Below are 13,909 nucleotides of genomic sequence, written 5' to 3' on the forward strand. Positions count from 1 at the left end.
AAAAGTGCAGGTAAAATTAAGCATGTCATATTTATCCACAATATTCTAATTTACGAGTGTTTCATATGAAAAAACGCAGCCTTTCATATAAGACTGCGCTTAAGCTTTACTCTTCTGATATGCATCTATGCTATCCGTTACACTTTGCAATAAAGAATTTACATATTGCGGGTCAGATAATTTTTTATCTTCTTCATGGTTTGACATAAACCCAAGTTCTAATAACACACCAGGAACCTTTGCCCAATTAAATCCAGAAAGATCATCCCGAAATTTAATTCCATTTACTTTTACTTGCTGGTTCTCCCTCATTTTATTTACAATCATTTGAGAGATTTGAAGACTTTCCGCATAAATCTCTTTCGTATACGGACTTCCTTCTGCCGGCGTCAATACAGCGAATCCACTTTGGTTTGGATTTTCAGAACCATCTGCATGAAGACGTAAAAATAAATTAGCCTTATGATTATTTGCGAATGTCGCCCTTTCTTTATTACTTATATCAACGTCTTGTGATGTTCTCGTCATTAATACTTGTATCCCTTTTGCTTCAAGCTTTTCTTTTAATAAAAAAGCCATTTCTAATACACGTACAGCCTCTCTCTTTTTCGTCACAACACCTGTTGTACCGTCTGTCACTTTATATTTTTGCGTTGTTGCCCCTGGTCCAATCGGCTCTAAATTTAAATTCGCTTTTTGTTGATGCCCTGGATCAATAACGACGAGAAACTTCTCTTGTTTTTCATTACTCTCTATTTTTTGTTCATTATTTTGCACTGGTTGCTCAGTCGGCTGCACTGGCGTAGTTTCTTCTTTCTTTTCATCAGATGATACTTCCTCTTGCTTATGTTCTACTTGGTCATTCGTTTGAATTGCTTGCGATTCTTCGTTCTTTTCTTGTTCTTGCTTCTTTTCTACCGGTGCGTCTTCTTTGGTATCTTTGTTTTTCTCTTGTATAGAAGATGTAGTTTCTTTTTTCGGCTGCTCTTGTGAACAACCGGCCATATATATTCCAATGAATGCAATCATGCTCATTATTTTTATATACTTCATACTTCTCCCCCATCACTTTGCACCGGATTCAAAGTTTTTCTTATAATTGCCCTATAATCTCATCTATATTTCCAATATAAACTGGCTGCCATTTTTCTGTACCACGTTCTGCAGTATAAAGCGGATAAGCGGCATCATCTATATTTACGAAAACTAGATCGCCCATATCCGTTTCATATCCAATTGTAATCCATTCTTCTTTCCATTTTCCGTGTTCTTCACTTATTAATGAATTTTTATGTTTATCGTATCGGTAACCGATTTGTCCTTTTTCTAATTCACTTTCACTAAACAAATATATTTCATAAGTACCTAGCTCAACATCTTGCTGTTTTGAAGTTTCAATTCGTTTTAGAAGTTCTGCGATTTTTGGTTGCTGTTTCATACGTCTATCTCCTTCTATTTTTCTAAATTTTAACTAGTTTGTTTATAAAATACAATATAGATTTTAAGAAAAAAGGTGACATCCTTATCATATTAACAATTTTTTGAATATATCTATCACTACTCTCAATATATCAACGATTTTTTAAATATATCTATCACTATTCTCAATATATCAACGATTCAACACGAAATTTCGAATTACCAACAATGAATGCAAAAAAAAGAGAGGTTGTCCAAAAGGACAACCTCTCTTTTCTTATATCAATTAAAATTTGAACTCTTGTCCAACTTCAAAGCTATCTTCTAATACAAGAATACCTTTTTCTTGTGGAGCATCTGGAAGCTCTAATTCACGTGCAGAGCAGATCATTCCAGAAGAAGGAACACCGCGAAGCTCAGCTGGCTTGATTAACATACCGCTTGGCATTACAGCGCCGATTTTTGCAACGACAACTTTTTGTCCTGCATCAACGTTTGGTGCACCACATACGATTTGTAATGTTTCTGTACCGATTTCTACTTTACAGATGTTTAACTTATCAGCATTTGGATGTTTTTCTTTTTCAGCTACATAGCCTACAACAAATTTCGGAGAAAGATCTGCTTCTACTGTTTCTTCAAAGCCATTCTTCGCTAAAATTTCGTTGATTTTCTCTACAAGCTCTTTCGTTAATGTAAGGTTGCCTGTTTCTTTTACTTCTAAGTAAGAAGATGCATTAAAGATGTTGAATCCTGCTGTCTCGTTGCTTTCACGATCGTATACGCGTGCAACATCTCCTTTGCGATCAAAAGTACGGTTCTCTAAAGTAATATCTTGTAAGGCAACAATTAAAGTGTCACCAATTCCTTCAAGGTTGTAAAAAACGTTCACTTCGTTCATCCTTTCTCTTTTCCATCTGTCTTCTTCCGATTTTTCGCTAAAATAAAGATTGGTTCAAATTCTCCATCTTCATATACGAATGAAAGTGATGTAATCGGAACATGCCCTTCGGCAAAAAATTTCATTGTCATTTGTGCAATAATATCATAACCGATTTCGTTGACGATATCAGCAATAATTAATACATCTTGGTGAGGAACAGCAACAACCATGTCACCAGAAATCTTTTCACGCATCGATTGTAGTAACGATTCGTTTAAAATACGAGTCGCGTCATACCCATCATTTGTGTTTAAAAAGTAGAATGTATTCCCCGCTACTGTGTCTTGTTTAAATTCATAACCTAATGAGCGTGCGTTGAATAATGCCATTTCACGCACTTGCTGTTCTGTAAGTTCTAATTTTTGTAATAGACGCTCGTCAATTAGTCGATACGTTTTATTCGAATCTAACGCATAGTAAATACGTGTTTCCGCCGTATGATCCGTCATAATAAACGGATTTCCTTCTTCTGCTTGTTTCGGGAAAGAAGTAGAGCGAATAACAGGTAAAATTTTCGCTCCGCTATTTTCTTCTTTATGCATCGCAATTAGCGCTTCTTGTACGTAATAAGCAACTTCTTCAATTGCCTTTTCTTTGTTCACTTCCCATTTTGCCACAACTCCTGGAAGCGATACGTTAATACCTTTTTTGGAGTCTTTTTGTTCAATACGTAAAACTTCTTTCTCACTATCATACTGAAAGTCCCATTCTGGGCGAGATAATTTCTTTATTAACTCATCTTTCATCTTTTTACTTGTCATCTTCATCTCTTTTTCCTCCCTTCCAAAAAAATAACCTCCCCCGCGAAGGTAGAGGTTGTTTTACAATTCAATTGGCAAATTGCCTTATTTTAAACCTTCAATGAACTCTTCGATTTGTTCTTGTGTTTTACGATCTTTGTTTACATAGCGACCAGTTTCTTCACCTTTATTGTACGCTACAAAGCTCGGAATGCCAAATACGTCTAATTTTACGCATAGATCAATAAACTCATCGCGATCTACATAGTAAAATGAGAAATCACTATATTTCTCTTCTACTTCTGGCATAAATGGGTCTACAAAGCGGCAGTCTGGGCACCATTCTGCTGAGAACATAAAGACTACATTCTCTTCATTTTTTAATTGTTGGAATTGCTCCATGCTTTCTAATGACTTCATCTATATTTCCTCCTCTAACGAGTGCATTTTTCATGTTATAATCTTTCTTTTATACTACCATACATCGCGCACGGTGCAAGGTTTATGCTTGCTTTTTGTCATACTTATATTGCCCAACTAACAACTTAACAACGTGTACAAATAATTCCGTACGGTCGACATAATCCTCTGTAAAAATACCGATCGCACCTTCGTGACTACGAATATCTTTTCTCTGCACAAACTCTTCCATCACTTCGCTTAATTCCTTACCATCTTCAAGAGGTGCTAAAAAATCGTCTGGTAACGTAATACGCGCTCCTCCGGCCACAAATACTTTCCCATCACTTGTTGCTAGCGCGCCCCAGTTACACATAAATAAACCGTGCTCCGTTTTCATTACGCCGCCTTCTAGCCCAATACCAATTGGAGCTTCTCCTTCCTCTAGCGCTCGCTTCGCTCTATTGATCGCTCCTTGCATCGTCTCTTCATCTGAGAAAGGCTGAGCTGATACTCCTGACGGAACAGAAAGAGATGTAATTTCAGCATCTTTCCAAACCTTCTCCACAGCGCCAACCTTCGTTTTATTCTTCGATCCAACTACTACTTTCATTTCGTTCACCTCTATAAAAATTCATCATTCTATTCTAATATCCGCTTCGGCACAAATTAAGTACCAACCACTACCACACACCATCAGGGAATTCCTTCTCCCCATAAAAGAAGGTCGCTTTCTACAATATTACTGGTCCTAAACACAAAAACAGGCTTCTTCTTTCTTCCTACCCGCGGTCTTAATACATCATTCGAGCACCCATTAGGCACTAACCGCCACCACTCATCGCTGGGTCATCTATTCAACCTAAAAAAAGAAGGGTTTTTCGCCCTTCTTCTCTACGCGTTATTCTTAATTGTCTCTAACGTCGTTTTATCTGTTGTTCTTACAAGCTTCGTAATTAATTCTTTCGCCGCTGCATAATCATCAACATGTAAAATTGAAGCATGTGTATGAATGTAGCGTGCACAAACACCAATTACTGCTGATGGGATACCAGAGTTACTTGTATGTACACGGCCCGCATCTGTACCACCTTGTGAAATAAAGTATTGGTACGGAATGTTGTTTGTTTCTGCTGTATCTAAAATGAATTCGCGCATTCCTCTATGTGTTACCATCGTGCGATCATAAATACGAAGAAGAGCACCTTTTCCTAATTGACCGAACTGCGTTTTGTCACCAGATGCATCGTTTGCTGGACTTGCATCAAGCGCATAAAAAATGTCTGGTTGAATCATATTTGCAGCTGTTTGTGCTCCGCGGAGGCCTACTTCTTCTTGTACAGTAGCACCAGAATATAATGTATTTGGTAATGTTTCATCTTTTAATTCTTTTAACAATTCGATTGCAAGACCACATCCGTAACGGTTGTCCCAAGCTTTCGCCATAATTTTCTTCTCATTTGCCATCGGCGTGAATGGGCAAATCGGCACGATTTGTTGTCCTGGTTTTACACCAATTTCAATCGCATCTTCATAACTATCTGCACCTATATCAATTAACATATTTTTTATATCCATCGGTTTTGCACGTTGCGCGTCACTTAATAAATGAGGAGGAATAGAACCAACAACCCCAATAACAGGACCATTCTTCGTCATAACTTGTACACGCTGTGCTAATAAAACTTGGCTCCACCATCCGCCTAACGTTTGAAAACGAAGCATTCCGTTTTTGGTAATTTGCGTAATCATGAAACCTACTTCATCCATATGACCTGCTACAAGAACACGCGGGCCAGTTCCGTCCCCTTTTTTCAGACCAAATACGCTCCCTAAACCGTCTTGTACAATTTCATCTGCATATTTGCTTAATTCTTGTTTCATAAAACGGCGTACATCATGTTCAAAACCTGATGCACCTTGTAATTCTGTTAACGTACGAAATAATTGTAATGTCTCTTTATTCACGAAGTCCCCTTCTTTCAAACCTTAGTAGAATACCCCTTTTATTGTAACGAAATTTTCGAAATGTTTCTAGTTTCTTCTTTTTTAGCTGTATTTGCTTTATAATTATTATCGGTACACTATTTTTATTTTATAGAATTGAGGTGAATATATGAGCTGGAAAGGTTTAGTAGCAGGTCTTGGCGTTGGGTTCGCAGCTGGTTATCTCGTTGCAAACAAAGTACAAGAACAATCCCATATTTCTTCAGAAAAAGCATTGAAAATGGTGAAACAAGCATTAAGTCATAAAGGTGAAATTACTGGCTCTTGGGTACATATGGTTCCAGAGACATTTGAAAAATATGATGTCGCATATGAAGTTTATCGCGGCGGTCTTACAACAATGTTAAATGATATACAAGAACGATTTGAATTTTTAGTTGATGCTAAAACAGGTACTGTTTTAGAGGTTATAGCAGCATAAAAAGGAGGGTTCCCATTAGGTGAACCTCTTATTTTTTTGAAATTGCGGGTATTGATTAAAATTATATCAGCGATTTTCCGAATATATCGGCGCAACTCAATTTATATCAGCGATTTCCCAATTATATCGGCGCAACTCAATTTATATCAGCGTTCGTTTAAATATATCGACTTACCGACAAAACCCGACAATAAAAAAGAGGCTGCTCCAATAAATATGATGGAACAACCTCCTATTTTTATGCTTCTATACTCGTTTTCCGTTCTATTTTTTCTACGATATGCCCTTCCTCATTCCACTTCACAGCGCGATAATATGCGTCATGGTAAAACGTAAACCATGCCTCTTTTTCAGCACCATACTTCATCCACTTTTGCTTATTTTCAATCGAGGTCATCGGATAATCGTCGTATGCCATTACCCATAATACATTTTGATGTGCGTGCGTCGGTAATAGGTCTGCTAAATGAAGCATCGTTTCCCCATGGCTTTCTAAAGCAATAACTGCATGTCCATCACTATGACCACCTGTATGCACCATTTTTATTTCATCTGTAATTTCTATTTCTTGCTGGAACGTAACAACTTGATCTACAATCGGCTCCCAATTTTCCTTCCAATATGTATTACGGGATCTAATATTTGGGTTCCTCATTTCATTCCACTCTGTTTCACTTACGTAAACTTTCGCGTTCGGAAACGCTGGTACAAGGTGATCACCTTCCCATTTTGTTAAACCAGATGCATGATCAAAATGAAGGTGCGTCATTAAAACATAGTGAATATCTTCTGGCTTTAATCCTAGTTTTTCTAATGATTCATAAACCGATGATTCTTCTGTTACACCTTGATTCCGCTTCATCTTCTCATTCAATTTACCGTTTCCTATTCCGGAATCAATGAGCATATTTCCGTCTTTCGTTTGCAAAAGTAACGGATCTGTTCGTAAATAAATATGATTTGTATCATTATGTTTATACTTACGTGACCAAAGTACTTTCGGCACAACACCAAACATCGCTCCCCCGTCTAAATGTGTATTCCCGCCTTTTAACCACGTTACTTTTATATCTCCAATTTGTAACTGTTCCATTACACATCCCCCTTTCAATTAATCTTAACATAAAATTCTGATTATTTTAGATGTAAAAAAACCTATGCATTACTGCATAGGCTCTGTACGATATTTTGCTTCAACTCGGTAAATACGATGACCTTTACTAGAGAATTTCTCTTCGTATTCAGTCATGATGTTACCTTCAAAGTCGCTGTTATGAAGATCTAAGCTTAAGTACGTTAGTAACATACCATACTCAGCCATACTCATAAGAGAATATTCAAATAGACCTTGGTTATCTGTTTTGAAATGAATTTCTCCGCCTTCTACTAACACTTCTTCGTAATTACGTAAAAATGTTTTATACGTTAAACGACGCTTCGTATGACGTTTCTTTGGCCATGGATCTGAGAAGTTTAAATAAACGCGATCAATTTCACCTTTCGCAAAGAAAACTGTTAAATCTTCAGCATCTTTATTAATTAACTTTAAGTTTGGTAATTCTTCTTCAATTAATTTATCAAGTGCATCTACAACAACACTTGTGAATTTTTCAATTCCAATATAATTAATATGTGGATTCGCTTTTGCCATATCATACATGAAGCGGCCACGACCTGTACCTACTTCAATGTGAATTGGTTGTTCGTTTCCAAATACTTCTTTCCAGCTACCAGCGCGCTCCTCTGGGTTTCCGATTACGATATGTGAATATTCATTAATTCGATCCATTGCATACGGTTTATGTCTTAAACGCATAGATGTTTCCCTCTCTTTACATAGCTATTTTAAAGGAATAATTCCTTCTTTCTTTTTTAATCAATCTACCAAACAAAAAACCAAGTACGTACGAGCACTCGGTCCGTTTCTTTCAAGTATAAGATGTACCATTTTGATAAAAACTACATACAGCATTAAACATTCCATGACGAAACAGCTTTTTCTCTTACATTTGAAGAGAAAAACAATCGAAAGGATGATCCGTTCATGCCAATTAATCAACAACATCAATTAGAAGTGCTGAAAGATATTTTAGTCAACCACCAAAGTGATTGCTGCGGGACAGTTTCAGAATGCGAGCAATTAGAGCGCCTCATTCAATCGTTACTCGCAAACGATAATATAAGTAGTGACGCTAAAACAATGCTAAACGATGTATATTCTTATAGTCAATCGGGTAAATCTTCCTCTAATTTGGACAACCATATTTCCAATAATCAAGAACAACTTACTCAGTGGATTGCTGGAATGGACAATTTTTCTTAAGTATTATTCTGAAGCAAGTAGTTGCTGTAAATATTGATGCCAATATTCAGCTTCTGCTTGCTGTTTTTTTGTTGTATGCCATTGAATAGACAAAATCGTTTGTGCTATCACATACCATCTCATACGCCTAAGCAGCGATTCATCCATTTCAATATCATAATAACCGAGCCACTCACTCCACTCCTGGCGCGGAATGTACCAATATAATAACATACCGAGGTCTAGAGCTGGGTCAGCAATTACAGCTCCATCCCAATCAATTAAAAACAATTCATCTTCATCCGACAATAGCCAGTTGTTATGGTTTACATCACAATGGCATACAACGAATTCATTGTATTCAATAGCTTTTAATGAATCCATTAAATATTGAAGGCCTTGCTGAATTGTTTCATCATCCCTTATATCTCCTCTTAAAACGAGTTGCAGTTGTTGTAATAACTCTTGTGCGTGAAGCGGCTGCTTCCCAAGTCTTTGAATCATCTGTACAAGCGCTTTAGAGGAGTGTATTTTCTTCAAAAGTTTCGCAACACGTTCTAGTTTCATATCCTCTGGCTCTAGCTTCTGTCCCGGAAGCCATTTTTGAGCAGAAATTACATCACCATTCGTTACCCTTCTTGTCCAAAGTAATTTTGGAACAATTCCTTCTGCTGACAATACCGCTAAAAAGGGCGATGTATTCCGCTTTAAAAATAACTTCTGTTGTCCGTTTTGCGCAATATATGCATCGCCCGTTACTCCACCAGCCGGTACAAGACTCCACTCTTTTCCTAATAATTGTTCCAACCATTCCATATTCATTACCCGTTAACAAATCCTTATCTTTTATAGTTATGAAAAGAAAAACCGCAACATTTCTACACATGTTGTGGATTCATATATTTTACTGTAAATGAAAAGAAAAATTAGCCTAAGCCAAAAATCCTCTATTTTATTTTACAAAACCTGTCATAGAATGACAACTTATCAAAATCGTCACCTTTGTCAATTCTACATTTATTACATTCTCATCGTCAAGTAGCGATTTGTCACATTATCGTCAATATATACGTGCTAATTGGAGCGAGCCTAAGTTCCTTTCCTCTAAATGAAGAAATTGGCTCTATTTTCGCTTCGTTTTCGTTTACTAACACATGCCACGTTGCTTCTTTCGGAAGTTGCACAGTTTTAGCTTCTAAACCGCTATTAAATAAGACGATAATCTCTTTCCACGGCCCAAACGATTCTGCATGCTCTAGGTGATATGCAAGTACTTCTGTAGATGTTTGTAAAAAAGTCATATGTTTTTTTATAAGGTCTGCATTTTGTAATCGGAATGCCCCATGCTCTTTACGAATCGCAATTAAACCTTTTATATAGTTAACGGTCTCTATCTCTTTCTCTTTTTGATCCCAATCTAATTGATTGATCTCATCATTTGCATTATAACTATTTTCATTTCCTTTCTTCGTACGATAAAACTCTTGTCCTGCGTGTAAGAAAGGAATGCCTTGTGAAAGAATAACCATTGCGCTCGCTAATAGGTGACGTTTTTTCAAAATCGTTTCTGATTCCTCATTACTGCGCACTAGTTTATCCCACATCGTCATATTATCATGACATTCTACATAGTTAATGCTTTGCGCCGGCTCTAAAAACAGCCCTGTTTCTTTCATACTTAAAAGACTTCCTGCTGCAATATACTGCAAATGATTACAGTCTACATGCCCACCAAATGCAAAACCACGCTTATTTATATGAAATGTACTCCCTTTTATCCCATCACGAAATTGATCATTAAACTGCGCGATATGTGGCATTTTCTTCGCATTATTTAACGTTGCTTTTTCCTCAAGAGGAAGCGGTGTTTGTAAATCCCATCCTTCTCCTAATAACAAAGCATCTCGTTTTATGTTTCGCACTTCTTTCTCTATCATATTCATTGTATCAACATCTAAAATTCCCATTAAATCGAATCGGAATCCATCGACATTGTATTCAGTAAGCCAATATAAAATAGACTCTACAATGAATTTCCTCATCATTTTCCGTTCAGATGCTATATCATTTCCGACTCCCGTCCCATTAGAAGGCATACCATCTTCACCATGACGAAAATAGTATCCTGGAACAAGCTTCTCAAATGATGATAGCTCTCTTTCATAAACATGATTATATACAACATCTATAATCACCCTAATACCTTGTTCATGAAATGTTTCAATTAGTTGTTTGCACTCAACTATCCTGTTATACGAATCAGAGGGGTTTGTAGCATAATATCCTGTTGGTGCATTGTAATATAATGGATTGTACCCCCAATTATAGGCAGAAGAAGGATTCGCCTCATCCACACCACCGAAACAATATAAAGGCAATAATTCAACATGCGTAACGCCTAAATCTTTTATATGAGACAAACCTGTCAATGTCCCATTTTGTCCTGTTGTTCCTTCTTCCATTAGCCCTTTATACGTCCCTTTTTTACTCACTCCACTGTTCGGATGAATAGTAGCATCACGAATATGCAATTCATACAATATGGCATCTGTCATTGCTTGTAATGGTGGTAATTGCTCTCGTTTCGTTACAGTCGTCTTTTCTAAATCGATAACAATGCCATACTTTCCATTTACAGTCACTGACTTTGCGTAAGGATCCACCGCTTCGTTCCATATTAAATTAATACAAACAAGAAATGTATAGCGTGCTCCGTCTAAATCACCTTGTAATGTTTGAATCCAAACTCCGTTTTCTCCCCTGTACATTTCATGATCGGTATATTCTTTATCGCTCTTATAAATTCTTACTTTCGCAAGCCTTGCAGTTGGGGCCCATACTTTAAATGTCGTTTCTTGTTTTTGATACACAGCACCTAAATCTGTACCTTTGTAATAATACTTTTCATCGAAAATTTTTGTTCGAATAACAGCACCTATTTGTAAATCAGTTTCTTCATTCCGTTCATCTCGTACTGTATAATACTTCCCCACATCTAGCGGCTCTTCTATAAAGCACTCATACTTCGTTGCATCTGGAAGCGCAATAGTATGAGCAATCGGTAAATCTTTCACATTACTTCCTTCTTGCAAACGAAATGTCCGACTTGTTCCATACGCATGTGGGAGCAAAATTGTAATTTTATTCATTTCATCTAAATAGGCATCAAATGGACGTTTTACTTTCAACATAAAAAAATCACCATCATTCTCAAAGTTAAAATAAAGTGAAACTTTAATGAGCGAGAAAATTTTTCCATCCTCACTTATTATTAGCCTTCACCAATTAGGCGAGATAAAATGAGCTGCAAATGATAAGGCTTTTCTTATCAACAAGACTCTATACAGTAACTCCATTCTTCTCTATAGTATATTCACCTGCATAAAAAACGTTTTCAACATTCTATTTTTGTAATTTTATTTCAGCAATCGATTTATACTTCGGGGTTTCTTTCACGTGGGATTCGTATAAAGTAATTGTATCTGCTTGAAATGATATTTCAGGCACTTCTTTTATACTTTCTAAACGAAACTTTTCTTCTCCTATCCATTTACGAGCAACGGTAATATGCGGGTGATACGGGCGTATTTCTAGAGAAAATCCATTTTCTTCACAAATGGCATGTACTTGCTTTTGCAACTGAAACAAATCGTGATTCTCACTTACCTTCGCCCAAAAAATACGGGGCTGATCTTCCCTACCAAACGTTGAAAAACCTTGTAACGTGAACGATAGTTCTTTTGTTTCTGCAACTGTTTGTAATCCATTTTTTATTCCCTCTAATTGTTCCTCCGTTGCACTCCCTAAAAATGAAAGGGTAATATGATAGTCTTCTTTATGTACCCATGAACGAAATTGTAATTCCTCTTGCATGTCCTTTTTATAGTTATACAGCATTTCTTTTATATGATTCGGTAACGTAATTGCGACAAAATAATGCAGTTCCATGTACATCTTCTCCTTCTTTCTATTGTTGCTTTTCTTTCTTATCTCATTCAGGTAAAAAGAAGCCGCTCTCCAAAATAGAGAGCGGACATTATTTATATATCCATTACTTCGCTAATTCATGAATTGCTTGCGCGTAAATTGCTGTTGCTTTTAATAAGTCTTCAATTTCGATATACTCATCTTTTTGATGTGCAAGTTCTTCTTTTCCAGGGAATAGCGGGCCAAATGCCACACCAGCTTTTAATGAACGAGCATAAGTACCGCCGCCGATTGCTAATAGTTCTGCTTTTTCACCTGTTTGTTCTTCATACACACGTTGTAACGTACGGATTAATACGTGATCTTTATCGACGTGATGTGGGCGAGAATTAGAATAGTCGGCCACTTCAAAACCATGCGTACCAACATATTCTTTCAACTTCACAATTGTTTCTTCAAAGTTAGTTGTAACTGGGTAACGTACGTTTAGCCCTAAGTTACCACCGTTTTCTTTCGTATAAGAAATGCGACCGACATTCACTGTTAACGGACCGCTAATTTCATCTTTATAAGCAATAGTAGCTTTTTCACCAAAAATATCACCAGTAAATGTTTCTGTTGCAAATGTCGCAAATGCAGTTGCTTTTCCATTAAGTGAAACTGTAGTTAAGAAGTTTGCTAATAATAAACCTGCATTTTCTCCTTTTTCAGGAGTAGATCCGTGCGCTGAAATTCCTTCTATTTGCAACGTCACTGCATTTCCTTCTATAGTCGATTCCCCTATTTTTTTAGCATTTTGTAAATATTCTTCATATGCTACTGTAAGTTCATTTACATCTTCTCCTGTAATAACCGCTTCTGCAAAATCAGGAACCATATTTAAACGGCGCCCTGAATCAAATGAAACAAGTTCATATGTACCTTTTTTCTCTTCACTACCATTTTGCACAACTTGTATATCAGAAATTCCTTTTTCTGCATTAATAATTGGAAAGTCTGCATCTGGTGCAAAACCGATTGTTGGCATTTCTTCATTTTTAAAGTAGTGATCTACACATTTCCAATTACTTTCCTCATCTGTTCCTATAATCATACGAACACGTTTGGAAAGAGGTAAGCCTAATTCTTTCACAATTTTCATCGCATAATATGCTGCCATCGTTGGGCCTTTATCGTCAATTGCACCACGTGCAAAAATCTTTCCATCGCGAATATCCGCACTATATGCAGGAGTCGTCCAGCCATCTCCTTCTGGTACAACATCAACGTGACAAAGAATGCCTACTAACTCTTCTCCTTGTCCCATTTCAAGATGACCTGCATATCCTTCTAAATTTTTAGAAGCAAAACCTTCAGTTTCTCCTTTATGTAACATGAAAGATAAAGCTTTTTCTACACCTTCACCGAATGGTGCGCCCTCTTTCGCCGATTCTTCTTCCCATACACTTTTAATTTGTAAAAATTGTTGTGTATCACGAATTAAATCATCTTTTCGTTTCGCAACTTCTTCTGTCCAATTAATTGCTGACATCACGCATCCATCCTTCACTATATTGTTTCTTTCATCATAACAAACCGAAATCTCTTATGCCATACACGAAAACTAAATACCGAACAATTGTAATATTTCAGATATTTCTTATTAGTTTTTCTTTTATTTTTTCAAAAAAATTTGCAGGAATTTGGCGTTTTACGTAGAATTTTATGTGTTAGTTGACTGACCATATATACAATGTCAACTACCAATATTT

The 13,909-nt window shown here is 36.6% G+C and carries 15 protein-coding genes; 2 read left to right on the plus strand and 13 right to left on the minus strand.

Features of this window, described 5'->3' with window-relative positions:
• Positions 1-99 precede the first annotated feature (99 nt).
• The 7 genes from ACS2CR_RS00960 to ACS2CR_RS00990 form a co-directional block, all read right to left on the minus strand.
• The gene (locus tag ACS2CR_RS00960) at positions 100-1,053 is read right to left on the minus strand and encodes an N-acetylmuramoyl-L-alanine amidase (protein WP_053514553.1); all 954 of its coding nucleotides are present in this window, start codon (positions 1,051-1,053) and stop codon (positions 100-102) included.
• 40 nt (positions 1,054-1,093) lie between these two features.
• A complete protein-coding gene (locus ACS2CR_RS00965) occupies positions 1,094-1,438 on the minus strand; it encodes a hypothetical protein (protein ID WP_053514554.1) in 345 nt (114 codons plus the stop codon).
• A gap of 267 nt (positions 1,439-1,705) precedes the next feature.
• A complete protein-coding gene (ytpR, locus tag ACS2CR_RS00970) occupies positions 1,706-2,320 on the minus strand; it encodes a YtpR family tRNA-binding protein (RefSeq protein ID WP_001006761.1) in 615 nt (204 codons plus the stop codon).
• Positions 2,317-3,129, minus strand: coding sequence for a DUF1444 domain-containing protein (locus tag ACS2CR_RS00975; protein WP_000784588.1), 813 nt, complete (start codon positions 3,127-3,129; stop codon positions 2,317-2,319). Before ACS2CR_RS00975 ends, ytpR begins: the two co-directional genes overlap by 4 nt.
• 78 nt (positions 3,130-3,207) lie before the next feature.
• Positions 3,208-3,522 (minus strand): thioredoxin family protein, encoded by a 315-nt coding sequence (locus ACS2CR_RS00980; protein WP_000838193.1) that lies wholly within the window; start codon positions 3,520-3,522, stop codon positions 3,208-3,210.
• 82 nt (positions 3,523-3,604) lie between these two features.
• On the minus strand, positions 3,605-4,114 hold the full coding sequence (locus ACS2CR_RS00985; protein WP_047386993.1) for a DUF84 family protein: 510 nt from the start codon (positions 4,112-4,114) through the stop codon (positions 3,605-3,607).
• 281 nt (positions 4,115-4,395) lie between these two features.
• Complete coding sequence (locus ACS2CR_RS00990; RefSeq protein WP_053514570.1) at positions 4,396-5,469, minus strand: M42 family metallopeptidase; 1,074 nt, start codon at positions 5,467-5,469, stop codon at positions 4,396-4,398.
• A 148-nt stretch (positions 5,470-5,617) separates the two neighbouring features.
• Here ACS2CR_RS00990 and ACS2CR_RS00995 point away from each other — a divergent pair, with 148 nt between their 5' ends.
• Positions 5,618-5,929: a PepSY domain-containing protein gene (locus ACS2CR_RS00995; protein ID WP_000118543.1), complete on the plus strand. Its 312-nt coding sequence runs from the start codon at positions 5,618-5,620 to the stop codon at positions 5,927-5,929.
• 238 nt (positions 5,930-6,167) lie between these two features.
• On the opposite strand, the gene ACS2CR_RS01000 is transcribed toward ACS2CR_RS00995, so the two are convergent.
• Positions 6,168-7,022 carry a YtnP family quorum-quenching lactonase gene (locus ACS2CR_RS01000; protein WP_000436861.1) on the minus strand — a complete coding sequence of 285 codons (855 nt, stop codon included), beginning with the start codon at positions 7,020-7,022 and terminating at the stop codon, positions 6,168-6,170.
• A 69-nt stretch (positions 7,023-7,091) separates the two neighbouring features.
• The gene (trmB, locus tag ACS2CR_RS01005; RefSeq protein ID WP_001239385.1) at positions 7,092-7,745 is read right to left on the minus strand and encodes a tRNA (guanosine(46)-N7)-methyltransferase TrmB; all 654 of its coding nucleotides are present in this window, start codon (positions 7,743-7,745) and stop codon (positions 7,092-7,094) included.
• Between the two features lie 228 nt (positions 7,746-7,973).
• Between trmB and ACS2CR_RS01010 the strand changes: the two genes are divergently transcribed.
• Positions 7,974-8,252 (plus strand): YtzH-like family protein, encoded by a 279-nt coding sequence (locus tag ACS2CR_RS01010; RefSeq protein ID WP_001122235.1) that lies wholly within the window; start codon positions 7,974-7,976, stop codon positions 8,250-8,252.
• A gap of 3 nt (positions 8,253-8,255) precedes the next feature.
• On the opposite strand, the gene ACS2CR_RS01015 is transcribed toward ACS2CR_RS01010, so the two are convergent.
• The 4 genes from ACS2CR_RS01015 to pepV form a co-directional block, all read right to left on the minus strand.
• Positions 8,256-9,053, minus strand: coding sequence for a phosphotransferase family protein (locus ACS2CR_RS01015; RefSeq protein WP_001986674.1), 798 nt, complete (start codon positions 9,051-9,053; stop codon positions 8,256-8,258).
• A 227-nt stretch (positions 9,054-9,280) separates the two neighbouring features.
• The gene (gene pulA, locus ACS2CR_RS01020; protein ID WP_016110808.1) at positions 9,281-11,422 is read right to left on the minus strand and encodes a type I pullulanase; all 2,142 of its coding nucleotides are present in this window, start codon (positions 11,420-11,422) and stop codon (positions 9,281-9,283) included.
• A 211-nt stretch (positions 11,423-11,633) separates the two neighbouring features.
• Positions 11,634-12,179, minus strand: coding sequence for an RNA 2',3'-cyclic phosphodiesterase (gene thpR / locus ACS2CR_RS01025; RefSeq protein WP_000418996.1), 546 nt, complete (start codon positions 12,177-12,179; stop codon positions 11,634-11,636).
• Positions 12,180-12,282: 103 nt separating this feature from the next.
• Complete coding sequence (pepV, locus tag ACS2CR_RS01030; protein ID WP_053514555.1) at positions 12,283-13,689, minus strand: dipeptidase PepV; 1,407 nt, start codon at positions 13,687-13,689, stop codon at positions 12,283-12,285.
• Positions 13,690-13,909: the final 220 nt, after the last annotated feature.

It is taken from the genome of Bacillus cereus group sp. BceL291 (genome assembly GCF_051776705.1).
GTDB lineage: Bacteria > Bacillota > Bacilli > Bacillales > Bacillaceae_G > Bacillus_A > Bacillus_A cereus.

Excerpts from the sequence above, each read along its gene's own strand:
- pepV (WP_053514555.1), bottom strand. The coding sequence starts at position 13,689 with ATGTCAGCAATTAATTGGACAGAAGAAGTTGCGAAACGAAAAGATGAT.
- ACS2CR_RS00980 (WP_000838193.1), bottom strand. The coding sequence starts at position 3,522 with ATGAAGTCATTAGAAAGCATGGAGCAATTCCAACAATTAAAAAATGAA.
- ACS2CR_RS01000 (WP_000436861.1), bottom strand. The coding sequence starts at position 7,022 with ATGGAACAGTTACAAATTGGAGATATAAAAGTAACGTGGTTAAAAGGC.
- ACS2CR_RS00985 (WP_047386993.1), bottom strand. The coding sequence starts at position 4,114 with ATGAAAGTAGTAGTTGGATCGAAGAATAAAACGAAGGTTGGCGCTGTG.
- trmB (WP_001239385.1), bottom strand. The coding sequence starts at position 7,745 with ATGCGTTTAAGACATAAACCGTATGCAATGGATCGAATTAATGAATAT.
- ytpR (WP_001006761.1), bottom strand. The coding sequence starts at position 2,320 with ATGAACGAAGTGAACGTTTTTTACAACCTTGAAGGAATTGGTGACACT.
- pulA (WP_016110808.1), bottom strand. The coding sequence starts at position 11,422 with ATGTTGAAAGTAAAACGTCCATTTGATGCCTATTTAGATGAAATGAAT.
- ACS2CR_RS00975 (WP_000784588.1), bottom strand. The coding sequence starts at position 3,129 with ATGAAGATGACAAGTAAAAAGATGAAAGATGAGTTAATAAAGAAATTA.
- ACS2CR_RS00965 (WP_053514554.1), bottom strand. The coding sequence starts at position 1,438 with ATGAAACAGCAACCAAAAATCGCAGAACTTCTAAAACGAATTGAAACT.
- ACS2CR_RS01015 (WP_001986674.1), bottom strand. The coding sequence starts at position 9,053 with ATGAATATGGAATGGTTGGAACAATTATTAGGAAAAGAGTGGAGTCTT.
- thpR (WP_000418996.1), bottom strand. The coding sequence starts at position 12,179 with ATGGAACTGCATTATTTTGTCGCAATTACGTTACCGAATCATATAAAA.
- ACS2CR_RS00995 (WP_000118543.1), top strand. The coding sequence starts at position 5,618 with ATGAGCTGGAAAGGTTTAGTAGCAGGTCTTGGCGTTGGGTTCGCAGCT.
- ACS2CR_RS00960 (WP_053514553.1), bottom strand. The coding sequence starts at position 1,053 with ATGAAGTATATAAAAATAATGAGCATGATTGCATTCATTGGAATATAT.
- ACS2CR_RS01010 (WP_001122235.1), top strand. The coding sequence starts at position 7,974 with ATGCCAATTAATCAACAACATCAATTAGAAGTGCTGAAAGATATTTTA.